At 65.8% G+C, this 25,866-nt stretch carries 25 protein-coding genes; 9 read left to right on the forward strand and 16 right to left on the reverse strand.

Translation table 11 applies throughout. The features are described 5' to 3' along the window. Positions 1-80: 80 nt before the first annotated feature. Positions 81-1,490 carry a M23 family metallopeptidase gene (locus tag IPU70_RS23730; RefSeq protein ID WP_013391417.1) on the forward strand — a complete coding sequence of 470 codons (1,410 nt, stop codon included), beginning with the start codon at positions 81-83 and terminating at the stop codon, positions 1,488-1,490. Between the two features lie 74 nt (positions 1,491-1,564). Continuing rightward, positions 1,565-2,698 (forward strand): anhydro-N-acetylmuramic acid kinase, encoded by a 1,134-nt coding sequence (locus IPU70_RS23735; RefSeq protein ID WP_207470993.1) that lies wholly within the window; start codon positions 1,565-1,567, stop codon positions 2,696-2,698. 66 nt (positions 2,699-2,764) lie between these two features. Here IPU70_RS23735 and erpA read toward each other — a convergent pair whose 3' ends face one another. The 12 genes from erpA to pmbA form a co-directional block, all read right to left on the reverse strand. After that, positions 2,765-3,136, reverse strand: coding sequence for an iron-sulfur cluster insertion protein ErpA (gene erpA, locus IPU70_RS23740; protein ID WP_013391415.1), 372 nt, complete (start codon positions 3,134-3,136; stop codon positions 2,765-2,767). Between the two features lie 86 nt (positions 3,137-3,222). After that, complete coding sequence (locus tag IPU70_RS23745) at positions 3,223-3,969, reverse strand: DUF6776 family protein (protein WP_207470995.1); 747 nt, start codon at positions 3,967-3,969, stop codon at positions 3,223-3,225. Positions 3,970-4,012: 43 nt separating this feature from the next. Beyond that, positions 4,013-5,077 (reverse strand): N-acetyl-gamma-glutamyl-phosphate reductase, encoded by a 1,065-nt coding sequence (gene argC, locus IPU70_RS23750; RefSeq protein WP_013391413.1) that lies wholly within the window; start codon positions 5,075-5,077, stop codon positions 4,013-4,015. A 212-nt stretch (positions 5,078-5,289) separates the two neighbouring features. Further along, on the reverse strand, positions 5,290-5,682 hold the full coding sequence (gene rpsI, locus IPU70_RS23755) for a 30S ribosomal protein S9 (RefSeq protein WP_006217310.1): 393 nt from the start codon (positions 5,680-5,682) through the stop codon (positions 5,290-5,292). 9 nt (positions 5,683-5,691) lie between these two features. Further along, positions 5,692-6,120: a 50S ribosomal protein L13 gene (gene rplM / locus IPU70_RS23760; protein ID WP_013391412.1), complete on the reverse strand. Its 429-nt coding sequence runs from the start codon at positions 6,118-6,120 to the stop codon at positions 5,692-5,694. A 299-nt stretch (positions 6,121-6,419) separates the two neighbouring features. Next, on the reverse strand, positions 6,420-7,130 hold the full coding sequence (locus tag IPU70_RS23765; RefSeq protein WP_207470996.1) for an ABC transporter ATP-binding protein: 711 nt from the start codon (positions 7,128-7,130) through the stop codon (positions 6,420-6,422). After that, complete coding sequence (locus tag IPU70_RS23770; protein ID WP_207470998.1) at positions 7,127-7,915, reverse strand: ABC transporter ATP-binding protein; 789 nt, start codon at positions 7,913-7,915, stop codon at positions 7,127-7,129. The genes IPU70_RS23765 and IPU70_RS23770 overlap by 4 nt, the downstream gene beginning before the upstream one ends. After that, on the reverse strand, positions 7,908-8,783 hold the full coding sequence (locus tag IPU70_RS23775; RefSeq protein WP_207471000.1) for a branched-chain amino acid ABC transporter permease: 876 nt from the start codon (positions 8,781-8,783) through the stop codon (positions 7,908-7,910). The genes IPU70_RS23770 and IPU70_RS23775 overlap by 8 nt, the downstream gene beginning before the upstream one ends. Before the next feature lie 3 nt (positions 8,784-8,786). Continuing rightward, complete coding sequence (locus IPU70_RS23780) at positions 8,787-9,668, reverse strand: branched-chain amino acid ABC transporter permease (RefSeq protein ID WP_041652165.1); 882 nt, start codon at positions 9,666-9,668, stop codon at positions 8,787-8,789. A 169-nt stretch (positions 9,669-9,837) separates the two neighbouring features. Then, positions 9,838-10,992 carry an ABC transporter substrate-binding protein gene (locus tag IPU70_RS23785; protein WP_207471001.1) on the reverse strand — a complete coding sequence of 385 codons (1,155 nt, stop codon included), beginning with the start codon at positions 10,990-10,992 and terminating at the stop codon, positions 9,838-9,840. 255 nt (positions 10,993-11,247) lie between these two features. Continuing rightward, on the reverse strand, positions 11,248-12,345 hold the full coding sequence (locus IPU70_RS23790) for a TRAP transporter substrate-binding protein (protein ID WP_207471003.1): 1,098 nt from the start codon (positions 12,343-12,345) through the stop codon (positions 11,248-11,250). Positions 12,346-12,517: 172 nt separating this feature from the next. Then, entirely contained in the window at positions 12,518-13,882 is a 1,365-nt protein-coding gene (gene pmbA / locus IPU70_RS23795; protein ID WP_013391405.1) for a metalloprotease PmbA, read from the reverse strand. 58 nt (positions 13,883-13,940) lie between these two features. Between pmbA and yjgA the strand changes: the two genes are divergently transcribed. From yjgA to IPU70_RS23825, 6 genes are all read left to right on the forward strand, one after another. Beyond that, positions 13,941-14,492, forward strand: coding sequence for a ribosome biogenesis factor YjgA (gene yjgA, locus IPU70_RS23800; protein WP_207471004.1), 552 nt, complete (start codon positions 13,941-13,943; stop codon positions 14,490-14,492). Between the two features lie 19 nt (positions 14,493-14,511). Beyond that, the gene (locus IPU70_RS23805) at positions 14,512-15,189 is read left to right on the forward strand and encodes an alpha/beta hydrolase (RefSeq protein WP_207471006.1); all 678 of its coding nucleotides are present in this window, start codon (positions 14,512-14,514) and stop codon (positions 15,187-15,189) included. 341 nt (positions 15,190-15,530) lie between these two features. Next, a complete protein-coding gene (locus tag IPU70_RS23810; protein ID WP_207471009.1) occupies positions 15,531-16,535 on the forward strand; it encodes an ABC transporter substrate-binding protein in 1,005 nt (334 codons plus the stop codon). Beyond that, complete coding sequence (locus IPU70_RS23815) at positions 16,535-17,347, forward strand: ABC transporter ATP-binding protein (protein WP_207471145.1); 813 nt, start codon at positions 16,535-16,537, stop codon at positions 17,345-17,347. The genes IPU70_RS23810 and IPU70_RS23815 overlap by 1 nt, the downstream gene beginning before the upstream one ends. Before the next feature lie 3 nt (positions 17,348-17,350). Continuing rightward, on the forward strand, positions 17,351-18,187 hold the full coding sequence (locus tag IPU70_RS23820; protein WP_207471010.1) for an ABC transporter permease: 837 nt from the start codon (positions 17,351-17,353) through the stop codon (positions 18,185-18,187). A 9-nt stretch (positions 18,188-18,196) separates the two neighbouring features. Then, positions 18,197-18,889 carry an isochorismatase family cysteine hydrolase gene (locus IPU70_RS23825; RefSeq protein ID WP_207471012.1) on the forward strand — a complete coding sequence of 231 codons (693 nt, stop codon included), beginning with the start codon at positions 18,197-18,199 and terminating at the stop codon, positions 18,887-18,889. A 12-nt stretch (positions 18,890-18,901) separates the two neighbouring features. On the opposite strand, the gene IPU70_RS23830 is transcribed toward IPU70_RS23825, so the two are convergent. Next, the gene (locus tag IPU70_RS23830) at positions 18,902-21,343 is read right to left on the reverse strand and encodes a GNAT family N-acetyltransferase (RefSeq protein WP_207471014.1); all 2,442 of its coding nucleotides are present in this window, start codon (positions 21,341-21,343) and stop codon (positions 18,902-18,904) included. A gap of 120 nt (positions 21,344-21,463) precedes the next feature. On the opposite strand from IPU70_RS23830, the gene gltX reads away from it, so the two are divergent. Further along, positions 21,464-22,870, forward strand: a complete 1,407-nt coding sequence (gltX, locus tag IPU70_RS23835; RefSeq protein ID WP_207471016.1) for a glutamate--tRNA ligase — start codon at positions 21,464-21,466, stop codon at positions 22,868-22,870. A gap of 93 nt (positions 22,871-22,963) precedes the next feature. On the opposite strand, the gene IPU70_RS23840 is transcribed toward gltX, so the two are convergent. From IPU70_RS23840 to IPU70_RS23850, 3 genes are all read right to left on the reverse strand, one after another. After that, positions 22,964-24,163: an MFS transporter gene (locus IPU70_RS23840; RefSeq protein ID WP_207471018.1), complete on the reverse strand. Its 1,200-nt coding sequence runs from the start codon at positions 24,161-24,163 to the stop codon at positions 22,964-22,966. 98 nt (positions 24,164-24,261) lie between these two features. Next, the gene (locus IPU70_RS23845) at positions 24,262-24,768 is read right to left on the reverse strand and encodes a hypothetical protein (RefSeq protein WP_207471020.1); all 507 of its coding nucleotides are present in this window, start codon (positions 24,766-24,768) and stop codon (positions 24,262-24,264) included. 189 nt (positions 24,769-24,957) lie between these two features. After that, entirely contained in the window at positions 24,958-25,857 is a 900-nt protein-coding gene (locus IPU70_RS23850; protein ID WP_088138264.1) for a LysR family transcriptional regulator, read from the reverse strand. Positions 25,858-25,866: the final 9 nt, after the last annotated feature.

Here is a 25,866-nt window from a genome sequence, read left to right on the forward strand (position 1 = left end):
TTGCCCCGAAAATGTGCGCGCGAGGGCAGTTCGTGTCACGCACCCTGCGAGCTCAAGCCACCTGAGAGGGTAACTTCACGATGAATCGTGGCCTCCACGAACTGGCGAGTAGCATCAAGCGCAAAGTTGCTGCCCTGTTTGCGCCCGTTGAGCCCAAGCCCCAGCGCTCGGGACTTTTCCGCCGCACTATTCTCGTCACCGCAATCGGTCTGTTCGCAGGCGCCGCCGCTCTCGGCATGGTGCAGCAACCCGACCGCACCGAACTCCCCCCTTCGCGCATCATCAGCAGCGTCCTGCCGCTAAGCGCCGAGCAAGTCGAAGTCAGCACGCCCAGCGCCGCGCCCTATATCAGCGAAACCCGGATCCGCGCCGGCGACACGCTGGCCGCGGTGCTGCAGCGCCTGGAACTAGACGCGCCCAGCCTGCAGACCTTCCTGACGCATGAAGCCAGCGCCCGCAGCATCTACAAGCTGTACCCGGGCCGCTCGGTACAGGCCGCGACGGACGAGGCCGGCAACCTGATCTGGCTGCGTTACATCCACACCCCCGGGAACGAGGCGGATGGCCAGGTCGTGACGCGCATGCTGCACGTCGCGCCCGCGGGCGACAGCTACAAGGCCGAGGAAATCACCGAAAGCACCGAGCGCCAGACCCGCGTCGCCGTGGGTACGATCCGCTCGTCGCTGTTCGGCGCCACCGACGCCGCCGGCATCCCGGACTCGGTCACCATGCAGATGGCCGACATCCTCAGCGCCAAGATCGACTTCCTGCGCGACCTGCGCCAAGGCGACAAATTCCGCGTGGTCTACGAAGTGCGTTCGCACGACGGCCGCTATGCCGGCGCCGGCCGCGTGCTGGCCCTGGAATTCATCAATGGCGACAAGACCTACAACGCGGTCTGGTTCAGCCCCGACGAAAAGAGCGGTTCGTACTACGACTTCGACGGCACCAGCCTGCGCGGCGCGTTCCTGCGCACCGCCCTGAAGTTCAGCCGCATCAGCTCCACCTTCGGCATGCGCATGCACCCCATCCATAAGACCTGGACGGGACACAAGGGCGTGGACTACGCGGCGCCCTCGGGCACGCCGATCCATTCCACGGCCGATGGCACGGTGGAATTCTCCGGCTGGCAGAACGGCTACGGCAACGTCGTCATCGTCAAGCACCACGGCAAGTACTCGACGCTGTACGCTCACCAGAGCCGCATCGCCGAAGGCGTCACCAAGGGTTCGAAGATTTCGCAGGGCCAGCTGCTGGGCTATGTCGGCGCCACCGGCTGGGCTACCGGCCCGCACCTGCACTACGAATTCCGCGTGGACAACCAGCCCATCGATCCGCTGTCGGTGGACCTGCCGGTCGCCCGCAGCCTGGAGCCCGCCGAAGTCCGTGCCTTCAACCAGGCCGTGGCGCCGTACAAGGCGCAGATCCAGTTGCTGACCGAATTCCAGCAGACCCTGCCCGACGCGCTGACCAACGTGGCCAGCCGCTAAAGCCGGTCGAACGCTCCCGCAAAGCGGCCCCGCAGGTTCTGCTGCGCGGCCGCTTTTTCTTTGCCGAGGCTCTCGTGAATTCCTCCGTCCCCTTGCAACACCAAGACTCGCAGCTCTACATCGGACTGATGTCGGGTACCAGCGTCGACGGCGTGGACGGCGTGCTGGTGCGTCTGGACGACGGTCAGGCACCGACCGTGCTGGCCAGCGCCAGCCTGCCCATGCCGGCCGACCTGCGACGCGAATTGCTGGCGTTGAATCTATCCGGCGACGACGAGCTGGCCCGCGCCGCCCTGGCCGCGAACGGGCTTGCCCGCCTGTATGCCCAGGCCGTGGCCGCCCTGCTCCAGCAAGCCAGCGTCCAGGCCGGTCACGTGGCCGCGATCGGCGCACATGGCCAGACCGTGCGGCACCGGCCGGACCTCGGCTACACCGTGCAGCTCAACGCCCCCGCTCTGCTGGCGGAACTGACCGGCATCGACGTGGTGGCGGATTTCCGCAGTCGCGACGTGGCTGCGGGCGGCCAGGGCGCGCCGCTGGTGCCACCCTTCCATGCCGCCATCTTCGGCGCACCGCAAGGCCGCGCCGTCCTCAACCTGGGCGGCATCGCCAACGTGACGCTACTGGAGCCCGGACACGCGCCCCGCGGCTTCGACACCGGACCCGCCAACGTCCTGCTGGACGGCTGGTGCCAGCGCCACCTGGGCCAGTCCTATGACGCCGACGGCCGCTGGGCCGCCAGCGGCCAGGTGCTGGCCGCACTGCTGGAACAATTGATCGCCAGCGAGCCCTGGTTCGCCCTGCCGCCGCCCAAGTCCACCGGACGCGACCTGTTCAATATGCAATGGCTGGATGAACGCCTGGCGGCGTTCGACGGCCCCAAGCCCGCGCCGCAAGACGTGCAGGCCACCTTGCAGCGCCTGACCGCCCGCACGGTCGCCAATGCGGTCGACGCCGCCGCGGCGGGCACGCAGGAAGTGTTCGTGTGCGGAGGCGGCGCGCGCAACCCGGGCCTGATGCGCGAGCTGGCGTACTGCCTGCAACGGCCCGTGCGCGCCACGGATGCCCTGGGCGTGCCAGCGCAGGAAGTCGAGGCCCTGGCCTTCGCCTGGCTGGCACAAGCGTTCGTGCAGCGCAGGCCGGCCGGCCTGCCCGCCGTCACCGGCGCGCGCGCCCCCCGTATCCTGGGCGCGCTGTATCCCGCCTGAAGCCCGCGCCCCAATGCAAAAAGCCCTTCGGCACGCCGAAGGGCTTTTTATTTCCTGCCGGGGTGATTACACCGAGAACGAGGAACCGCAGCCGCAGGTGGTGCTGGCGTTGGGATTGCGGATGACGAACTGCGCGCCTTCCAGGTCTTCCTTGTAGTCGATCTCTGCGCCGACCAGGTACTGGAAGCTCATCGGGTCGACGAGCAGTTGCACGCCAGCCTTGTCCAGCACGGTGTCGTCATCGTTCACGACTTCGTCGAAGGTGAAGCCGTACTGGAAACCCGAACAGCCTCCGCCCTGCACGAAAACGCGCAGCTTCAGTTCGGGATTGCCTTCTTCGGCCAACAGATCCTTCACCTTGGCCGCAGCCGAATCGGTAAACACCAGGGGAGCAGGCGGGGCGGCCTGCAGGTCGACGGTTTCGGTCACTGCATTCATGGTTCACTCCTGGCCGGTTCGGCCATATTTCGGTGAGCGGCAACGGCGCTCGCATGGTGTCACTATAGCTCAGGGCTTGCGCAGACTCAAAGTTCAAGCTTGACGCTTCTTGACGCCCGGACCGTATCGCCCTCCAGAACGCTGACGGTCACGCTTTCGGGGACAAATCCCTCGGGCAGCGCCAGGATGCCCTGGCTGCGCTGGTATTGATCGAACTGCAGGGCCAGGGGCGAGGTCTGCACGTTGTCGCCAGGGATGGCGACCGAGCCGGACTCGGCCTTGACCTGCATGGGCGCCAGGTCCACCTTCACGGTCTCGCCCTTCAGGACGCCGGTGGCCTGGAAACGCAGCGCGCCCGAGAACGGCGCACTGCCATTACGGCCGCTGCGCATCAGCAGGACCTTGTAGCGCAGGCCGCCGCCGCTGCGGTCGATCTCGACACCGCGGATGTCCACCGAACCCTCGGGCCCAGGCGGCAGCAATTGTTCGTAGAACGCCAGTTGATCGCGCACCCTGCCGACCTCGGCCTGGACAGTGCGCAGCTGCGTTTCCAGTTCCTGGCGCGCGGCGCGTTCGATGACCAGTTCGCCATCGGCGGTGTCGAGCTGCCCTTGCGTATAGCGCAGTTGCGTCGACTGTTGGCGCATGGCCTCTTCCTGGACCTCGGCCTGCCGGGCACTGATCACTACCGCGTCCTGTGGCCGGTAGAGCTTGCGGGCGTAGAAAAAGCTGGCCGAACCGCCCAGCAGCACACCGATCAGCAACCCCACGAACACGCGCGTCAGCCCGCCGACTGGCCGAGGCTTGGGTGCGATGGAGGAATCAGGGGGCATAAAGAGCGGCGGCTTGCGGCCCAAGGCCGCAAGCCTGCAGGCATCAAGGCAAGATCGCGACCTGATCCAGGCCGGTCGATTCAGGGATGCCGAACATCAGGTTCATGTTCTGGACAGCTTGGCCGGCAGCGCCCTTGACCAGGTTGTCCTGGACCACCAAGACGATCAGCTGGTCGCCATTGCCGGGACGGCTGAGCGCGATGCGCAGATTGTTCGAGGCGCGCACCGAACGGGTTTCCGGCAGGCTGCCGGCAGGCATCACGTCGACGAAGGGTTCATCGGCGTAGCGCTGTTCGAACAGGGCCTGGAAGTCGGTATCGCGGGCCTCGGGCAGGATGCGGGCGTAGATCGTGGAGAACATGCCGCGAATCATCGGCACCAGATGCGGCACGAAGGTCAGGCCGACCTTGCCGCCGGCGATCTTTTCCAGTTGCGCGACGATTTCGGGGTGGTGGCGGTGACCGGCCACGCCGTAGGCCTTGAAGTTGTCGGAGGCTTCGGAGAACAGCGAGCCCACTTCGGCCTTGCGGCCGGCGCCCGACACGCCCGACTTGCAGTCGGCGATCAGGGTTTGCGCGTCGACCAGCTTCTTGCCGCCTTCCAGCAGCGGAGCCAGGCCCAGCAGCACGGTGGTGGGATAGCAGCCGGGATTGCCGATGACGCGGGCCTTGGAGATGGCCTCGCGGTTCAGTTCCACCAGGCCATACTGGGACTCGGCCAGGATGTCCGGGCAGGTATGGGGAATCTTGTACCAGCGTTCGAAGGTGGGGATGTCCTGCAGGCGGAAGTCCGCGGCCAGGTCGATGACGCGGGTACCCGCAGCGATCAGTTCCTGGGCCTGGGCCATGGCCACGCCGTGAGGCGTCGCGAAGAACACGACGTCACAATCCGTCAGCGAGGCCTTTTCCGGCGCGGAGAAGGCGAGGTTCACGCGGCCGCGCAGGTTCGGATACATGTCAGCCACCGGCAGCCCGTCTTCCTTGCGGGACGTGATGGCGGTCAACTCCACATTGGGATGCTGCGACAGCAAGCGCAGCAGCTCGACGCCGGTGTAACCGGTGCCGCCGACGATACCAACCTTGATGCGGGTGTTCGATGCTTGGGCCATGATGTGTGCTCTTCGTAGAACGAGGATCGATTGTATCGCTCGGGAAAGCGGGTGTTGCGGCTAAGAGCCCGAAATGGCACCGCAGTCCTTCTTTCCGACCGGACGGAATGCGCGGAGTTCCGCGCGGGGCGCGCAGCGATCGGGCGGCGCCCGGCGCTGGAACCAAAGGTGCGAAAAAAAGCCCGCCGAAGCGGGCTTTTTTGAGCAGCGTATTAACGCTTGCTGAACTGCTTGCGCCGACGTGCCTTGCGGAAGCCGACCTTCTTGCGTTCGACTTCGCGGGCATCGCGGGTAACAAAACCAGCTTGCGACAGTGCGGGCTTCAGGGTCGCGTCGTAGTCGATCAGGGCACGCGTGATGCCGTGACGGACTGCGCCGGCCTGGCCGGTTTCACCGCCGCCGTGCACGTTGACTTTGATGTCGAACGATTCCAGGTGGCCGGTCAGTTCCAGCGGCTGGCGCACGATCATGCGGCCAGTTTCGCGGGCGAAGAAGTCGTCGACGGGCTTGCCGTTGACAACGATCTTACCCGTGCCCTTCTTGATGAAAACGCGAGCCACCGAGGTTTTGCGACGGCCGGTTCCGTAATTCCAGTTACCGATCATGGCGTTTCCTTAGATATCCAGCGTCTTGGGCTGCTGGGCGGTGTGCGGGTGCTCGGCACCGGCGTACACCTTCAGTTTCTTGATCATGGCGTAGCCCAGAGGACCCTTGGGCAGCATGCCCTTGACAGCCTTCTGAATGGCGCGGCCGGGAAAACGCTCTTGCATTTTCTCGAAGTTCGTTTCACGGATACCGCCCGGGTACGTCGTGTGGCGGAAGTACTTCTTGTCCTTCGCCTTGGCGCCCGTAACAACGATATCGGCAGCGTTGACGATGACAATGTAGTCACCGGTATCAACGTGCGGCGTGAATTCAGGTTTGTGCTTGCCACGCAGACGACGTGCGACTTCGCTGGCCACACGACCGAGGACTTTGCCCTTGGCGTCGATCACAAACCAGTCACGTTGGACTTCATGCGGCTTGGCCACAAAGGTCTTCATGATGGTTCCTAAGAATAAAAATTTCCCTGGCTGGACCATCCAGCCAGTTCCTTTCCCCGAACTGGACCGAAATCGCAGAAAAACCCATCGGGTTTCCAGCAGACCTCAGCCGATATCAGCGTCCCGCCTAAGCGTTATTACCCGCCCGTGCAATAGCCAAAACGAGGGAAAGCCTGCGATTCTAACACAGCTGCTCAAAAAGTGGGCAACTGATTGGCCGCAGGAAATGAAGAGGCGGCGCCCCAAGGCGCCGCCCAGCCATGCCAATAACAAGGGACACAACGCTGCCTGCCCGTCGGTCAGGCGCCCAGATAGGCTTCCAGCACGCGGGGATGGCCCAGCAGTTCGCGGCCGCTGCCGGTCAGCGCCATGGCGCCGTTCTCCAGCACATAGCCATGCTGGGCGATCTTGAGCGCCTGGCGCACGTTCTGCTCGACCAGGAACAGGGTCAGGCCGTCGGCGTTGATCGCGCGCAGCGAGCGGAAGATCTCCTGCACCACGATGGGCGCCAGGCCCATGGAGGGCTCGTCCAGCAGCAGCAGGCGCGGCTTGGCCATCAGGGCCCGGCCGATGGCCAGCATCTGCTGTTCGCCACCGGACAGGTTGCCCGCGATGCCGGTGATCCGTTCCTTCAGGCGCGGAAACAGGTTGAACACGTATTCCAGGTCCGAGTCGACGTTCTTGAGGCCGCGGCGGTAAGCGCCCAGCTCCAGGTTTTCGAGCACGGTCATGGTGGTGAGGATGGCCCGCCCTTCCGGCACCTGGACGATGCCGCGCGCCACCAGCTGGTGCGGCGCCAGGTTGGTGATGTCCTCGCCTTCGAAGGTGATCTTGCCGCGCGCCTTGGGCAGCAAGCCCGACAGCGCCAGCAGCGTGGTCGATTTGCCGGCGCCGTTGGCGCCGACCAGGGCGGTGATTTCCTTGGCGTTCAGGTCCAGGTCGATGCCGCGGACGGCTTCGATGTGGCCGTAATTGACCTCGAGTCCGCGGACTTCCAGCATGACGCTCATTTTGCGGCCTCCGCTTGTTCGGTGTCTTCGTCGTCTTCGCGGCCCAGATAGGCTTCGATGACCTGTTCGTTGTTGCGGATCTCGTCGGGTCCGCCGCAAGCGATGATCTTGCCGAAGTTCAGCACCGCGATGCGTTCGCACAGGCCCATGACGAAGCGCATGTCGTGCTCGATCATCAGGATGGTGTAGCCGCGGTCGCGGATGGCCAGGATCTCGCGCATGAGTTCGGCGCGTTCGCCGGTGTTCATACCGGCGACCGGCTCGTCCAGCAGCAGCAGCTTGGGCTCGGTGGCCAGCGCACGCGCCAGCTCCAGGCGGCGCTGCTCGCCGTAGGACAGGTTGTCGGCCAGGTCGTTGGCCTTGTGATCCAGGCGCATCCAGGTGAGCAATTCGTGCGCGCGCTCGCGGGCGCGCTGCTCGTGCTCGCGGTAGCCCGGCAGGCCCAGCAGCAAGCTGGGGAAGCCGTAGTTCATGTGGCGATAGGCGCCGACCACCACGTTTTCCAGCAGCGTCATCTCTTTGAAGAGACGGATGTTCTGGAACGTGCGGGCGATGCCCATGCGCGTGATGCGGTGCGGCTTCTTGTCCAGGACGCTCTGGCCGTTGAACGTGATGGTGCCGCCGCTGGGCGGCAACAGGCCGGTGATGAGGTTGAACACCGTGGTCTTGCCGGCGCCGTTGGGGCCGATCAAGCCGAAGATGGCGCCTTCGGGCACGGACAGGCTGACGTCATGCAGCACATGCAGACCGCCGAAGCTCTTGGAGACGGAAGAAAGCTCAAGCATGGCGCTTGCCTCCCTGGCGTCCTTGGCGCATCCAGCGCTTGAAGCGCGCCGGATCCCAGATGCCTTGCGGCAGGAACAACACAATCACCACCAGAATCACTCCGTTCGCGATCAGGCGCAGGTCGGCAAAACCGCGCAGCACTTCGGGCAGCACGGTAATGATGAAGCTGCCCAGCACGGGACCGGCCAGGCCGCCAATGCCGCCCAGGATCGCCATGGTCAGGATTTCCACGCCACGGTCGAAACCGTATTCGTTGGGGCCGATGAAGAAGGTCAGGTGCGCATTCAAGGCGCCGGCCAGGCCCGCAATCATCGCGCCGGCCACGAAGGCCAGCATCTTGTTGGCGCGCACGTCGATACCCATCAGGCCGGCGGCGGTTTCGTCGCCGCGGATGGCGTCGAACGAGCGTCCGATCTTGGAGGCGCGCACGCGCCACAGCACGAACAGCACGATGACCACGGCCAGCACCACGTGCCACCACTGCGTCAGCTGCGGGATGCCATTGAGGCCCAGCGCGCCGCCGGTGATGGACTCGGTGTTGAGGATGGTCACGCGGACCACTTCGCCAAAGCCCAGCGTGGCCATGGCGAGGTAGACCCCGGACAGCCGCAAGGTCGGCAAGCCGATCAGGGCCGCCACCAATGCGGGCGCCGCCATGCCGCCGGCCAGGGCGACCGAGAACGGCGCGTCATAGTTCATGGTGAGCAGCGCGGCGGTGTACGCCCCGATGCCCATGAAGGCTGCGTTGGCCATGGCCAGCATGCCGCAAGCCAGGGTCAGCCAGATGGAGAGGGCCAGCAAGGCGTTGGTGCCCAGCGTGAGCACCAGGTTGCCGTAAATGGCCCAGAAATTTTCGAATCCGCTCATTCTTTAAGCCTTGCGTTGAACCACTTTGCCGAACAGACCTTGCGGGCGCACCAGCAGGATCAGGAACAGCAGGCCGAAAGCCACCGCATCGCGCATGGTGGAGCCGATGTAGGCCACCGACAGCACCTCGGCGAAGCCCAGGAACAGGCCGCCCAGCATGGCGCCGCGGATGTCGCCCATGCCGCCCAGGATGATGACCGCGATGCCCTTGTGCAGCATCGGCTGGCCCATCAGGGGGAACAGCGCATTGGAGTACAGGCCGATCAGCACGCCGGCCACGCCGCCCAGGGCGGCTGCGGCGAACGAGGTGGTGACGAACAATTTTTCAACGTTGATGCCCAGCAGCCAGGCGGCCTTGGGCGATTCGGCGATGGCGCGCAGGGCGCGGCCGAATTGCGTGCGGCGCATGACATACATCAGCACGGCCATCAGCGCGAAAGACAGGAAGATGATGCCCAGCTCGATCACGGTCAGGTGCAGGCCGGCGACCTCGATCACTTCCTCGGGCACGGTGCCGTGCGGGAAGCGCAGGTTGCTGGCGCCGAAGATGCTCTGGGCGCCGTTATTCAGGATGATGCCTACGCCGATGGTGGCAATCATGGGGATCAGGTGAGGCGCGTTGCGCTTGCGCAGCGGCTTGAGCACCAGGTAGTCGATGATGACCCCGGTGAAGCCGGCGACGAAGAACGCGGCCATCAGCCCGGCCCACAAGGGCAGGCTGAATTGCTGCACGACGAACAGTGCCGCGTAGGCGCCAACCATGAAGACGGCGCCATGCGCCAGGTTGATCACCCCGAGCACGCCGAAGATCAGCGTGAAGCCCAGCGCGAACAGTGCATACACACAGCCCAGCGACAAGGCATTGACGAATTGTTGTTCGAACATGATGGGACTTTCCAAAGCTGTGAGGGCCCCATGCAGCGCCCACTGCATGGCCTTGAGCCTCCCGGCGGGGAGGCATTTTTTCTAGGGTGACGGCCCTGCGATAAAAAGCGCCTTGCGGACAGCCGCGCCGTCCGCAAGGCGCATCCCCCCGCGCGGGGATGCGTAGCGCTTACTTCTCGATGACGTATTTGCCGTCCTTCGTCACGCTGACGATGGGGGCTTGGTCGGCGTCGTAACCGGCCGGCTTGCCGGCGCGGTCATTGGCCTGGCGGAACTTGAACGGGCCGGTAGCGCCGGTCCAGGTCACCGAGGGCAGCGCATCGCGCAGGGCTGCGCGATCCTTGGGCAGATCGCCAGAGAGTTTGACGTTCTTCAGCGCCTGGGCGGCGATGTACATGGCGTCATACGACTGGGCCGCGAACTGGTCGGGCGCGCCGTTGAACTTGGCCTTGTAGGCGTCGATGAACTTGACGTTCTCGGCCGCCTTGTTCTCGATCGACCACGGGCTGCCGATCCACAGATTGTTCGACGCGCCACCGGGGGCCAGGTCGAAAATCTTGACCGAGTTCATGCCGTTGCCGCCGATGACGGGCACGTTCAGGCCCAATTGACGGGCCTGCACCATGATCGGAGCGCCTTCGGCCAGCAGTGCGGACAGCACGATGGCATCGGGGTTGGTGCCCTTGATCTTGGTCAGCTGGGCCTTGAAGTCCACGTCGCCCTTGGCGAACGTTTCGGTCGTGGTGACCGGGATCTTCTGGTCTTCCAGGGCCTTCTTGAAGTTGTCGTAGCCGCTCTTGGTGAAGACGTCGTCGTTGCCGTAGAGCACCGCCACGTTCTTCAGGCCGGTCTTGGCCTTGACGGTGGAGATGGTGGCCGGCAGCACGTCGGCTTCGGTGACCGAGTTGCGGAACACGTAGTTGCCGATGGAGGTGATGCCGTCGGCGGTGTTGGAGGTGCCGAAGGCGACCGTCTTGGCGGCCTGGGCGATCGGGTCGGCGGCCTGGGCCGAGTTCGACAGCGTCGGGCCGAAGACCATCAGGACGTTGTCCTTGAAGATCAGCTTCTTGAAGACGTTGATCGCTTCTTCTTTCTTGCCTTGTTCGTCCTCGACCACGAGCACGATCTTGTTGCCGTTGATACCGCCGGCGGCGTTGATTTCATCAGCGGCCAGCTGGAAACCGTTGCGGATCGACACGCCGTACTGGGCGGCGCCGCCCGACAGGGCTTCGGCCACGCCGATCTTGATGTCGGCTGCATGGGCAGCCGGGACGATACCGGCAGCGATCAGCGCGGCCAGCAGCTTCTTGGTCTTGGATTGCATGGTTGTTACCACCTTAAAGTCTGTCTCGGAATATTGGTATCCGGGCTGATGTAATCCTGCCGGATTGACGTCGGATGGCGCCTAAAGGCGTCATGTTTGCGCGTCAAGACCCGGGATATTACTCCTTTGTATCAGGCGGCTACTCGAACGCCATTCAACAAAAGCCTACAAACCGCCCATTTTTTTGTAAAAAACGTGTGGTTACTAGCAAAAACCCTAACACTTGCCGAATGCTATTCGGCAGGCGTAAGTGTCCTACGTTCTGGCCGATAACGCTACGCCCAAGTATTGGTCGTAGGCGCTTTCGGTCAGGCGGAACCATGGCATTTCGCTGTCGCGAAAACCCATGTAACTATCGTGCATCGCCTTGAATCTGGGGTCTTTGGCGCCCAAGTCCTTGTAGACCTGCTGCGCGGCCTCGAATGCCAGGTCCATGATGGACCGCGGGAATGTACGGATTTGGGCGCCGTTTGCAGTCAGTTGGGCCAGCGCGGCCGCGTTGCGCGCGTCGTAGCGGGCGATGGTGGCGGCGTGCGCGGCCTGGGCAGCGGCGTCGACCACGGCCTGGTAGTTCTTGGGCAGCGCGTTCCAAGCCTCGTCATTGATATAGAGCGACAGTTGCTCGCCGGGCGCCCACCAGCCGGGTGCGTAGTAATACTTAGCAACCTTATTCAGCCCGAGCTTGTCGTCATCGTAGGGCCCCGCGCCCGCCACCGCTTGCAGGCCATCCTTCTCGAACGCTTCCGCCAGTTTGGCCAGGTCGGCCTGCTGCGGCGCGACGCCCAGCTTGGCCAGCACGTCTGCAGCCAGGCCGCCGACGCGCATTTTCAAGTCCTTGAGGTCGCCCACGCGCTTGATTTCCTTGGTGTACCAGCCGCCCATCTGGGCGCCGGTATTGCCCAGCGGAAAGTTGATGATTTTTTCGGGCTTGAAGAGTTCCCGGGTCAGCCGCAGGCCGCCGCCCTCGTTCATCCAGGCATTCATCTGCCTGGCGTTCAGCCCGAAGGGCACGGCGGCGTCGAAGCAGAAGACGGGGTTCTTGGCGTAGTAGGCGCGGGACGACGCGTGGCCGCACTCCACTTTCTTGGTGGACACCGCCTCCATCAGGTCCGCGGCGGGCACGATCTCGCCTTCGGGAAAGTGGCGGATGTTGAATTTTCCGCCAGTAGCTTCCGAGACGAACTTGCAGAAGCTTTCGCCGGCGCCGATGCGCAGATCCAGGGTGCTGGGAAAGCCGGACGACAGGCGCCAGCTCAATGACGGCATGTCCTGCGCGAACGCGGGCGCACTGACTGCGGCTCCGGTAGCGACAGCGCCGAGACCGGCGTGCTTCAAGAACGAACGTCGTTGCATCTCTTTGCTCCTTTACAGCAACACCTGGGACATCAAGCGATACCCGGCGGATATTACACGCTGATATCGGCCTGCCTGGCCACACTATCAGGTAAGGGATTGCAAAGACCGGAACGACTGCGGGGATCTCGAGGCGGCCGCGGCGCATGGCGTCGCGGCCGCATCCGGACGATCAGGTTCCGGCAATGGCCATCTGTTCGATCAGGATCGAACCGGTGGTCTTGGTGCCGCGCGAAATCGTGTCGGCGCCTATCGCCACGATCTGCTTGAACATGTCGGCGAGATTGCCGGCAATGGTGATTTCCTGCACCGCGTGCTGAATCTGGCCGTTTTCCACCCAGTAGCCGAATGCGCCGCGCGAGTAGTCGCCGGTGACGTAGTTGACGCCCTGCCCGATCAGTTCGGTGACGAGAAAGCCCGTGCCCATCTTCTTGAGCATGGCTTCGAAGTCGTCGCCGCGGCGGGTGCGGGTGGAGCTGAACACCAGGTTGTGCGAACCGCCGGCATTGCCGGTGGTGACCATGCCCAATTTGCGGGCGGTGTAGGAAGACAGGAAGTAGCCTTCCAGCACCCCGGCCGACACCACATTGCGGCGACGCGTGCGCACGCCTTCGTCGTCGAAGGGCGAGCTGCCCATGGCGCCGCGGATGTGCGGGTCTTCGGTGAGGTTGATGTGGTCAGGGAAGATGGGCTTGCCCAACGCGTCCAGCAGGAAGCTGGCCTTGCGGTACAGCGCGCCGCCGTTGGCGGCCTGGGTCAGCGCGCCCACCAGCCCCAGCGCCAGCGGCGCTTCGAACAGGACCGGGAACTTGCCGGTGCGGATGCGGCGGGCCGACAGGCGCGACAGCGTGCGCTCGGCGGCGTAGCGGCCGATGGCTTCGGGCGACGCCAGCTTGGCCGGATCGCGCTCGGAGCTGTACCAGTAGTCGCGCTGCATGCCATTGCCGCGGCCGGCGATCGGCGCAACCGACAGGCTGTGACGCGAGTACGGGTAGCCGCCCAGGAAGCCGCGCGTGTTGCCCATCACGAATTGGCCTTCGTAGGTGCCCACGGTGGCGCCATCGGTATTGGTGATGCGCGCATCGACCTCGCGGGCGGCGCGCTCGGCGCGCAGCGCCAGCTCGGCCGCTTCTTCGGTGGACACGCTCCAGGCGCGGTGCAGGTCGAGGTCGGGGAATTCGGTGGCCAGCTGGTCGGCGTCGGGCAGGCCGGCGGCCGGATCGGCGGCGGTGTGGCGCGCGATATGCCAGGCGGCTTCGACTGTCTGGCGCAGCGCGGCTTCGGAAAAGTCGGAGGTGGAGGCGGAACCGCGGCTCTGGCCGGCGTAGACCGTCAGGTCCAGGGAGCGGTCGCGGGTCTGTTCGACGGTTTCGATGTCGTTCTTGCGCACGGACACCGACAGGCCCAGGCTTTCCGAGACTTCCGCCGCGGCGTCGGAGGCGCCGATCTGGCGCGCATAGGCGAGGGTTTGTTCGACGAGTTCGGAAAAACGCGCGTGATTCGCCGCCAGCGGCAAGGATGAGGAGGTTTTAACCATTGCAGTCCAATTTGCAGAGACGGTTATCATAGCCAAGTCTGTCATTGCGCAGTTTTCCATGAATTCCCATACTGAAGAAGAATCCGTCGACGACGGTTACGACGAGAACGGCTACGACCGTCCCAGCAAGTCCCAGGTCAAGCGCGAAATGCACGCCCTGCTGGACCTGGGCAAGCAGCTGATCGACCTGTCCCCCGAACGCCTCAAGCAATTGCCCCTGGCGGAACGCCTCTATGAGGCCATCCGTACGGCGCAGCGCACCACCGGACGCGAGGGCAAGCGGCGCCAGGTTCACTTCGTGGGCAAGCTGATGCGCGACGCGCCGGCCGACGAGATCCGCACCCAGCTCGACATCTGGGAAAACGGCTCGCGCGAGGAAACCGCCGCCATGCACCGGCTGGAAACGCTGCGCGACCGCCTGCTGGACGACGACGAGGCCCTGACCAAGTTGCTCAACAGCAATCCGCAAGCCGACGTCCAGCAACTGCGCGCGCTGATCCGCGCCGCCCGCAAGGAAAAGCAGGCCAACGCCGCCCTGCTGCAAGGCCAGGAGCCGCAAAAAAAGCACTACCGCGCGCTGTTCCAGGCCCTGAAGACCCTCACCCTTTGATTTTCACCGTCCGCCGTCCATGAACGCTCCGACCGACCTGCTCGATTGCATCGAGATCGAAACCGCCCCCAATCCCACGCATGCCGTGATCTGGCTGCACGGCCTGGGCGCCGACGGCAACGACTTCGCGCCCATCGTGCCGGAGCTGGACCTGCCGGCTGGCGCTTCGGTGCGCTTCGTGTTCCCGAACGCGCCGGTGCAGCGCGTGACGATCAATAACGGCATGGCCATGCGCTCCTGGTACGACATCCTGGTCATGGACCTGGTGCGCGTCGAGGACGCCCGCGGCATCCGCGCCTCGGAAGCCGCCATCCACAAGCTGATCGCGCGCGAGAACGCCCGCGGCATCCCGACCTCGAAGATCGTGCTGGCGGGCTTTTCGCAGGGCTGCGCCATGACCCTGCATACCGGCATCCGCCTGCCGGAAAAGCTGGCGGGCATGATGGGTTTGTCGGGCTACCTGCCGCTGCTGGATACGGCCGAGGCCGAGCGCCACGGCGCCAACCAGGACACGCCCATCTTCCTGGCCCACGGCCAGTACGATCCGGTGGTGTCGCTGCCGCGCGCCCAAGCTTCGCTGGCCGAACTGCAGCGGCTGGGCTACGACGTGCAATGGCACACCTACCCGATGCCGCACTCGGTCTGCGCCGAGGAAGTGGCCGACATCTCGAAGTTCCTGAACCAAGTCCTGGTCTGAAGTGAAGACCATGCAGGGCCGCGCCCGGCGGCCCTGATCCCGGCAAAAAGGGCGCTGCGCGCCCTGCCGGTCCATCGCAGGCCCTGGCGGCCTGCGATTTCATTTTGTATACCAACTGGCATTCCAGCCTGAATTTTTAGCGGGCTGAGCTTCTCTCGTCCATAGAGAAAAACGCCAACTGCAAAATGCTTGTCGCCTCTTTGTATTGAATATAGTATTCGATCCAAGCCTTACCGGCCCGGGCAACCAGTTCGGGCTTCCCTGTTGTTGTTGTCGATCCATCCCATTGGCCGTGTTGCGCCGGGTTTCGGCGTGGCATTCAAGACGCAGGAGAAAGTCCCGTGAAATCCTTGCCATCGCCCCGTCTGGCGGCTGCGGCGCTGCTCGCGCTGTTCGCCCCCCTGGCCGCCCAGGCCGAAGCCCTCAATCCCCCCGTGAAGGTCCGCTACGAAGAAGTAGTGCGGTCCATTCTTTACGTGCCGAAATACGTGGCCCTGTCGCAGGGCTACTTCAAGGACGCCGGCCTGGACGTGTCCATGAAGACCTCGCAGGGCACGGACAAGGGCATGACCGCCCTGCTGTCCGGCAGCGCCGACATCGTGCTGATCGGCCCCGAGGCGTCCATCTACGTCCATAACAGTGAATCGCCGGTCAAGCCCAAGATCTTCGCCGGACTGACCGCCACCGACGGCTTCTTCCTGCTGGCGCGCAAGCCGGTGGAGAAGTTCGACTGGTCCATGCTCAAGGGCAAGGAGGTCATCGGCTTCCGGCCCGGGTCCAATCCCATCGTGTTCCTGGAAACGGCGCTGCGCAAGCATGGCGTGGATCCGCAAAAGGACGTGAAGCTGCTGAACAACATCGGCATCCCGGCGCGCGCCGGGGCATGGATGGCGGGCCAGGGCGAGTACGGCATCTTTCTTGAACCCGAGGCCGGCGAACTGGTGCGCAACGGCAAGGGCTACATCGTCGCCTCGGTGGGTCATGAGGTCGGCCAAGTGGACTACACCGTATTCACCGCCACCGACAAATACATCCGCGACAATCCCAAGGTCATCCAGGCCTGGACCAACGTGGTGGCGCGGGCCGAGAAGTACGTGAAGGACACGCCCGCCGCCACGCTGACTCCGCAGATCATGACTTACTTCCCCGGCATGGACCAGGCCGCGGTGACCGAGGCGATCGAGCGCTACAAGCAATACCAGATCTGGAAGACCACGCCGCTGGTGACGGCCGAGGCCATGAACCAGCTGCAGGACATGCTGATCGCCAGCGCGGTCATGAAGGACAACGCCCGCGTGAAGTACGAGGACGTGGTGGTGACCGACTTCGCCAAGAAGGCCCAATGATGGGCGCCGTCATTCACAATCTGAAGCCGGATCCCGCCACCGCGAAGATCGAACTGCGCGAGGTCTGTCTTTCCTACTTCACCCAGGAAGGCGAGACCGAGGCGCTGGCCAACGTGTCGTTCACGCTGGCGGCGGGCGAATTCGTCAGCCTGATCGGGCAAAGCGGCTGCGGCAAGAGCACGCTGCTGTCCCTGATCGCCGGACTGATTCCGCCCACTTCGGGCGCGGTGATGATAGACGGCCAGGCCGTGACCAAGCCCAATCCGCGCATCGGCTACATGCTGCAGCAGGACTATCTGTTCGAGTGGCGCACCATCCTGGACAACGTCATGCTGGGCGCGGAGATCCAGGGCCGCCGCGACGCGCGCAGCGAGGCGCGCGCCGTGCATCTGCTGGAGAAATGCGGGCTGGGCGCCTTCCTGTCGCACACGCCGCGCCAGCTGTCGGGCGGCATGCGGCAGCGCGCCGCGCTGGCCCGCACCCTGGTCACCGAGCCCGACGTGATCCTGCTGGACGAGCCCTTCTCCGCGCTGGATTCGCAGACGCGGCTGGCGATCTCCGATGAAGTGGTGGACATCCTGCGGCGCGAGGGCAAGACCGTGGTGCTGGTCACGCACGACATCGGCGAAGCCATTGCCATGACGGACCGCGTGATCGTGTTGTCGCGCCGCCCAGGCCGCCTGAAGAGCCAGTACCGCATCCACTATGGCGACGGTGTCCGGCCGACGCCGTTCCAGGCGCGCTCGCGGCCTGAATTCAATACCTACTTCAAACAGCTGTGGGACGAGCTGGACGTCCACGTGGAGGGTTGACCCATGAACGCGCCCGTCGCCAATACCGTTCCGCTGCGCGCCGTGCGCGCGCCCAGCGAGAAGTACCTGAACTACCTGCAACGCGACCGCGCGCGGCGCAGGCATATCCGCATTGCGCAGGCCCTGCTGCTGCTGATCTTCCTGTGCGCCTGGGAAATCCTGCCGCGCATGCATATCCTCAACCCGCTCCTGACCAGCTACCCCAGCGCGCTGTGGCCGACGTTCATCGAACTCTGGAACAACGGCCAACTGGGCAAGCACATCATGACCACGCTGAGCGCCACGCTGGTGGGCTTCGGCCTGAGCATGGCGATCGGCATCGTAGTGGCGGCGGCGCTGTGGTGGTCGGACTTCCTGTACAAGGTGCTGGACCCCTTCCTGGTGGTGGCCAACGCCATGCCCAAGATCGCCTTCGTGCCGATCTTCTACCTGTGGCTGGGATCGGACTACGCGGTGTACGGCATGGCCGTGGCGATCGCGGTGTTCGTGACCATCATGGTGATCTATGCGGGCTTTCGCGGCATAGACCTGAACAAGGTCAAGCTGGCCCACACCTTCGGCGCCAGCCGCTGGCAGGTGCTGACCAAGGTGGTGCTGCCGGGCAGCGTGCCCACGCTGATCGCGGCCGTGAAGATGAACATCGGCCTGGCGCTGGTGGGCGTGATCGTGGGCGAGTTCCAGTCGGCGGATTCCGGTCTGGGCTTTCTCATTATGAACGGCAGCCAGGTGTTCAAGCTGAACATCGTCATGACCGCCATCGCCATACTGGCCCTGATCTCCAGCGTGATGTACCTGATCGTCTACCGCATCGAAGCCGCCATCGCGCGGCGCTACGGATAAGGAGCCGCCATGGAATTCCCGCAATGGGTGCAGGACCGCGTGATCGCCCGCCAGGGCTGCCTGCACCCCTATGACGAACTGCCGGCCGCGCGCCTGGCGGTGGTGGTGGTGGACATGCAGCAGTACTTCACGCTGCCCGGCTACCAGGGCGAATGCGCGCCAGCGCGCGAGATCATCGCGCCCATCAACCGCCTGTGCGACGCAGCGCGCGCCGCGGGCGGCACCATCGTCTGGGTGCAGACCGCCTCTGACAATGCCGACTTGTTCTGGTCGCACCACCACCGCGTGATGCTAACGCCGGAGCGCAGCGCCCGCCGCCTGGAAACGCTGCGCCGCGACGCCCCCGGCTACGCGCTGCACCCGGACTTGCATGCGCAAGACAGCGATCTGCGGGTGACCAAGCGCTTCTACAGTGCAATGGCGCCAGGCTCTTCCGAACTGGAGCCGCTCTTGCGCGGGCGTGGCGTGGATACGCTGCTGATCGCCGGCACGGTCACCAACGTGTGCTGCGAATCCACCGCCCGCGATGCCATGATGCGGGACTTCCGCACCATCATGGTGGACGACGCGCTGGCCGCGGTCACGCCGGCCGAGCACGAGCACGCGCTGCACGGGTGGATGCTGTTCTTCGGCGACGTGCTGTCGGTGGACGAATCAATCGCACGGCTCAAGCCCGCCCAGGCGGTCCGGAAGACCGCCTGAACGAGCCTGATATCAGGCCAGGTCCAGCCACACCCGGCGCATGGTCGGGTCTTCCGGATCCGCGTCGTTGGTGAAGCCCAGGCTGGTCATCAGCGCCAGCATCGGCCGGTTGGTCGACAGCACCAGGCCGTCGATGTATTCCAGCCCCTGCTCGCGCGCCGCATCGATCAGCGCCGTCATGAGCTGGCGGCCCAGGCCGCGCCGCTGCCAGTCGTCGCCGATCACCAGGGCGTATTCCGCCCCCCGGCCGTCCGGGTTGCGCAGGTAATGCGCGAAACCCACCAGCACCTCGCGCGGATGGCCGCGGTTGGCCGGGTTCGGCACCTGCGTGGCGGCCACCAGGGCCAGCTCGCGGTGGTAGTCCACCTGCGTGTAGCGCGACACCATGCGCGGCGTCAGCTCGCGCATCATGGAGACGAAGCGCATGTAGCGCGAGCGTTCCGACAGGCCACGGATGAACTCCTGCAGCGGGTCGGCGTCCTCGGGACGGATGGGGCGCAGCACCCAGGGGATGCCGTCCGCGAAGCGCCGCACCTGCACCAGCCGCGCCGGATACGGGTGGATCGCCATGTGCGGATAGCCGGCAGTTTGCGGGGTTGCGCAACCCGGCTTCTCGGTCAGCGTCATGCGCAGTCCGCCGGCGCGCAGATGCGTTTCGCCGGCATATAGCGGGTCGATGTCCAGGGACTCGATATCGGGCAGTTCCGACACCAGCTCGGACACCAGCACCACCGCCTGCTGCAAGGCCTCGGCGGCCATATGGCCGATGCGCGGCGCCAGCACGCGGCGCCACAGCCGGCTGCGCTCGATCAACTGGCGGGCCAGAAAGCCGTTGAGCGGTGGCAGGTCGACGCCACGGTCGGACTGCGACAGCATCGCGTCGGGGCCGCCCGCGCCAAAACGGATGACTGGGCCGAACTGCGGATCGCGCCGCACCCGGATCGCCATGGGGCGGGATTCCGGCTCGGCGGCCGCCACGTCCATCGGCGTGTCGCGCAGCGGCACGTAGAACAGGGCCAGCAGGCTGCGGATTTCGGAAGTGTTGAGCTCGCGCCGGCATTCGGCGCGCACCCGCGCCAGGATCTCGCGCGCGGCCGTCAGGTCTGGCACGTGGGTGGCCGGTTCCGGCGGCTGCGTCTGCAGCAGCAGTTGCTGGTTGTAGTGGTGGGTCGCCAGCACACCGAAGGCGTCGGCGGCCGATTCGGGCGTGCGGAACGCCGAGGTGCCCGCGTCGTCCAGCATGCGCCGCAGCGGCCGCATGCCGGCGTCGCCCATGAAACAGGTCACCACCGGCTTTTTCGCCTTGGGCGCGATCTGCGCCAGCTCGCGCGCCACCGCCGGCATGTCCGCCAACGCGTCGGGCGCCAGCAGCACCAGCACGCCGTCCACGCCGGCGTCGTCCAGCACCGCGTCCAACATGGCGCGGATGCGCTCCGGGGTCAGCGGCGTGAAGGTGATGACGGGATTCGCCGTGGCCGCGTCCGGCTCAAGCATGGCCACCAGCGCGCGCTGGGTCGCCGGTGCAAGTTCGGCACGCAGCACGGCGGCGTCGGGACCGATCAGGTCCATCGCCAGTTGCGGAGGCCCGCTGCCGTTGGAGATCAGCGCCACGCGCCGGCCCTTGGGGCGGCGCGTGTAGCCCAACACCTTGACCGCCGAGAACAGCTGCACGAAGTAGCGCACGCGGACCGCGCCCGCGCGGCGCAGGGCTGCGTCGAAGATGGCGTCGGCGCTGTCGGTGTCCGCGCGCCCCGCCTTCAGCACGATCACGGGCTTGACCGAGGCCGCGGCGCGCAAGGTGCTCATGAATTCGCGGGCCGGACCCACGTCTTCCAGATAGAGCACGATGCTGTCCGTGCGCGGATCGCTGGCCAGATAGTCCAGCACCTTGGACAGGCCCACCACCGCCTCGTCGCCCAGCGACACGGCGGTGGAAAAGCCGATGTGCACGTCCTCGGCCCAATCCATGACCGCGGCCATGATGGAGCGCGATTGCGCCAGCAGCGCCACGCGGCCGGCGCGCGCCAGCACCGGGTGCTGGCTCAGGTTCAGGCCGGCGTGCGGCCGCTGGGCGCCGAAAGAGCGTGGCCCCAGCAGTTCGCAACGGTTTTCCTCGGCCCAGGCGCGGCACAGCGCCAGCGTGCCGCGCGGATAGGGATCCGGGAGTTCATGCGGCAGCAGAATCACCGAGCGCGGCGCCAGGGGCGACAGCCGCCGCAGCGTTTCCGGCAGGACCGCCGGCGACACGCAAACCAGGGCCAGATCAGGCCGTTCGCCCTGGGCCAGGCCTTGCAGCGTGTCCGGCAGATCCGGCGCGGCGCCGACTTCGCAGGCAACCACCGTGGTCTTGCCCTTGAGCGTGGGCGGCAGCGAAGCCGCCGCCGGCAGCGGCCGGTCGGCGACGATCACCAGCGAGGCGGGCTCGAACATCGGGGCGAGAGCGTGTCGCAACATGGTGTTAGCAGGCCCTAATCTAAAATACCCTTCATCGTAACAAGACAACCCCGCCCTACGTTTGACTTGGGCCCAGCCTGACGCCGATTTGTGGCGCCGCAGCCGCTATCATTGCCACCTATGACTTCCAACGCCTCTACCCCCATTCGTACCCGTTTTGCGCCTTCGCCCACGGGTTTCCTGCATCTGGGCGGCGCACGCACCGCGCTGTTCTCCTGGGCCTTCGCGCGCCACCATCAGGGCACCTTCGTGCTGCGCATCGAAGACACGGACGTCGAACGCTCCACGCCGGAAGCGGTGCAGGCCATCCTGGACAGCATGGACTGGCTGGGCATGCAGCCCGATGAAGGCCCCTTCTATCAGATGCAGCGCATGGACCGCTACCGCGAAGTGGTCGCGCAAATGCTGGCCGCCGGCACCGCCTACCACTGCTACAGCTCGCCCGAGGAAGTGGAAGCCATGCGCGAAGCCGCCCGCGCGCGCGGCGACAAGCCGCGCTACGACGGCACCTGGCGCCCCGAGCCCGGCAAGACCCTGCCGGCCATCCCGGAAGGCCGCAAGCCCGTGGTGCGCTTCAAGAACCCGCAGGAAGGCGCGACCTCCTGGAACGACATGGTCAAGGGCACGATCAGCTTCGACAACACCGAACTCGACGACCTGATCATCGCGCGCCCGGACGGCACGCCCACCTACAACTTCTGCGTCGTGGTCGACGACTGGGACATGGGCATCACCCATGTGCTGCGCGGCGATGACCACGTCAACAATACGCCGCGCCAGATCAACATCCTGCGCGCGCTGGGCACCGCCCTGCCCGAGTACGGCCACGTGCCGATGATCCTGGGCCCGGACGGCGAAAAGCTGTCCAAGCGCCACGGCGCCGTCAACGTCATGGAGTACGACAACGAAGGCTATCTGCCCGAGGCCATGGTCAACTACCTGGCGCGCCTGGGCTGGAGCCACGGCGACGACGAACTCTTCTCGCGCGAACAGCTGGTGTCTTGGTTCGACACCAAGCACTTGTCCAAGTCGGCCTCGCAGTGGGATCCGAAGAAGCTGAACTGGGTCAACGCCCACTACATCAAGCAAATGGACAACGCCGAACTGGCCGAGCGCGTGGCGCCGCGCGTGGCGAACCGCGGCGGCCATCCGGAAAAGATCGACCTGCCGGGCGTCATGGGCCTGTTGAAGGACCGCGCCGAAACGCTGGAACAGCTGGCCGACGGCGCCATGCTGTTCTGCGCCGAGTTCAAGGGCGCGCCCGCCGAGCTGACCGAGCAGCATCTGACCGCCCCCGCGCGCGAAGCGCTGGCCGACTTCGCCCAGCGCGCCCAGGACACGGACTGGACCCGCGAGGCCCTGTCCGCCCTGATCAAGGCCGTGCTGGCCGACCGCGGCATGAAGATGCCGCAACTGGCCATCCCCCTGCGCGTCGCCGTCACCGGCCAGACCCAGACCCCGGCCGTCGACGCGGTGCTGGCCCTGCTGGGCAAGCAGACGGTGCTCAAGCGCCTGGCAGCGATCTAAACGCATCTGCCAAAAACACCGCGGGCCTTGCTCATTCCAGGATGAGCAAGGCCCGCGGTGTTTTCAGCCTGCCTGTTTACTTGCGACAACCCCTCAGGCCTGCTGGATCGCCGCGCGCGCCTTCAACGCGCGCGCGAAGAAGGCGCCCAGCAGCGGCAGCAGCGCCGCCGAACCGCCAAACAGGGCGCCGGGACCGATCTCGTCGACCACCGCGCCCGCCAGGGCCACGCCGGCCGCTTGCCCCATGAACAGGCAGGACGCGAACCACGCCACCGCCGTGCCGCGCGCCGAGGGCACCATCTGGGTCGCGTTGGTCTGCAACGTGGCGTGCAGCAAGTAATAGCCGAAGCCCGCCAGCACACTGGCCAGCAAGCTCCACATCCAGACCGGCCCCAGCAGATAGGACAGGAACGCCACGCCCAGCACCAGCCCGCCGGCGATCGCCAGGCCGCGTTCGCCCAGGCGCTTCAGGATGCGGCCGGCCACCACCGTATAGATCAGGCCGCCCACGGCGTACACGGCCACCAGCGCACCCGCGGCGGTCAAGGAAATATCGAAGCGTTCATGCAGATAGGAAGGCGCGAAGGCCAAGGCGCCGAAGACCAGCAACCCTTCGACGAACACGGTCGCCAGCACGATGCGGGCCCAGGGCGTACCCAGCACCAGCCGCGCCTGCGCCACGAACCCCTGGCGCACCGCACCCGGATCCACCCGGCCCAGGCCCGAGGCCTGCTGGCGCCGCACTTCCAGCAACAACAGCACGCCCACTATCAGGTAGCCGCCGACCAGCGCGGCGAACGCCCAGCGCCAGCCCACCGTGTCGGCGAACAGGCCGCCGGCCAACTGCCCGGCCGACATGCCGAGGATGGTGCCGGTCAGGAAGCGCGCCAGGGTCGCCTGGCGGCGTTCATACGGGACGTTGTCGCCGATCCAGGCCATGGACAGCGGCACGATGCCCGCCCCCGCGGCGCCCGACAGGACGCGGCAGAACACCAGCACGTCCAGCGAATCGGCCATCACGGCGCCGGCGCTGCCCAGGGCGCAGGCAAAGGTCGCGATGCTGACGACGCGGTACTTGCCGTAGCGGTCGCCCAGGGGGCCGAAGAACATCTGCAGCACGCCATAGGCCACGGCGAACGCGGTCACCGCGCGCGCGGCCTGGCCCGTGGTGGTGCCGAATTCCGCCGCGAGCTGCGGCAACATGGGATCACAGATGCGGAATGCGCTGGCGCTGACGAAGGCAGCCAGGGCAAGCAGCGCGATGGCGCGCGCTTCGGAGGACAGGGCAGGCATGGATGACCGGCGACGGGGCGGTGGCTGAAGACCGCACCTTACTCCAGCCCGGCCATCCTGGCTTTGCCGCCGGGCAGAATGTCCGCCCGGCGCAACGCTCAGTAAGGCAGGCGGTAGCCCGCGGGCATGCGGCGCGCGGTCATGACCTGGCCGCCGTTTTTCAGCTCGCGCATCGTCAGTTTGGTCTTCTCGACCTTTTCGACGCGGTAGCGGTTCAGGTAGATGGGATCGTTGGCGTCCACGAGTTCTCCGGCGGACTTGGTGGTCTGCATCGTGTAGATGCCGTCCGCCACGCTCCAGCAGCCGGTCTCGCGCAGCGCGGGACGCGTCTTGCGGCCGATCTTCAGCAGGGATTCGTAGGCCATGGTGCCGTCGGGAGACAGCACGATCAGCGATTGCAGGTCGCCGCTGACGTCGCGCGGGCGGGTGTTCGACAACCACGTGCCTATCATCGGATCGCCGGCCTTGGCGGGCACGCAGGCCACCGGCTTGGGCGGTTCCGCGGGCTGGGCCTCGGTGATGGTGGCGGGTTTCCTGGCGGCGCAACCGGCCAGGATCAGAACGGCGCAGGCGATGCCCGCCGTACGCAAATACACACTGCTCATGACTTCCTCAACACGTCTGTCGACGCGCCGCGCCGATCATCCCGGCACATCCCTCGCGCAGCAAACATCACGCACTCTAAAGAGCCGTTTGCGAAGAATCAACGGCGATCCGCAGCGCGTGCAATTGCGCAACAGTCGGCCCTGGAATTGGCCTGTTTTATGGCCGTAAATCGCAAAAATGCGTTGGTTTCAAGCGACAGTGCGGCCGCGTTTCGCCGCCTTCGCGCGCAGCATTTCTTCCATGCGCGCGGCGGCCGGAGACAGGCTGCGGCCGGCCAGCCGGGTGATGCCCAATTCACGCTCGATGCGCGGGCCGGACAGCGGCACAAAGGCCAGGCCGCGCGAGTCCGGCGGCACGCCCAGCCGCGCCAACACCGTGACGCCGACGCCGCGTTCCAGCATGGCCAGCAGCGACATCATGTTGGACACGAAGACCTGCCGGTCCAGCATGAAGGCCGCCTGCGGATAGCCGGCGAGCTGGCGGTGGGCGATGGTGCCGACCAGGGGCAGGTCCTCGATCTCGCGCCAGGTCACCGACTTGCGCCTGGCCAGCGGGTGACCGCGATGGCACACCAGGCCGAAAGCGTCGCGCAGCAAGGGCTCGAACGACAGCCGCCGATCCTGCGACACCGGGCTGCATACGCCCAGCTCCGCCTCGCCCGCCAGCACCATGCGCTCTACGCCCTCCGAGTTGTCGTCGAACAGGCGCAGCGCCACCGCCGGATAGCGCTCGCGGTACACGGCCACCAGTTCCGGCAGCCAATGCGTGGCCACGGTGGCCACCGACGCCATGGTCAAGGTGCCGGCCTCGTTGCTGGCCAGTCCCGACAGTGCCCCCGCCACGCGGTCGTGGTGCTGCACCAGCTCGCGCGCCAGCGGCAGGCAGTCCTGCCCGAAACGCGTGAGCGTGCCGCGGTTGCCCGGCTCGAACAGCGGCTGCCCCAGGCGCTGTTCCATTTCGCGGATGGACAGCGACAACGCCGGCTGCGAACGGAAGGCCCGGGCCGCCGCCGCGCGGAAACTGCGCAGTTCGGCCACCAGCAGGAAGTGGCGATAGTGCGTGATGGAAATCTCGGGCAAGGGACGCATGGCGTGATT

The organism is Achromobacter sp. SD115, assembly GCF_017355315.1.
Classification (GTDB): Bacteria; Pseudomonadota; Gammaproteobacteria; order Burkholderiales; family Burkholderiaceae_B; genus Achromobacter; species Achromobacter xylosoxidans_B.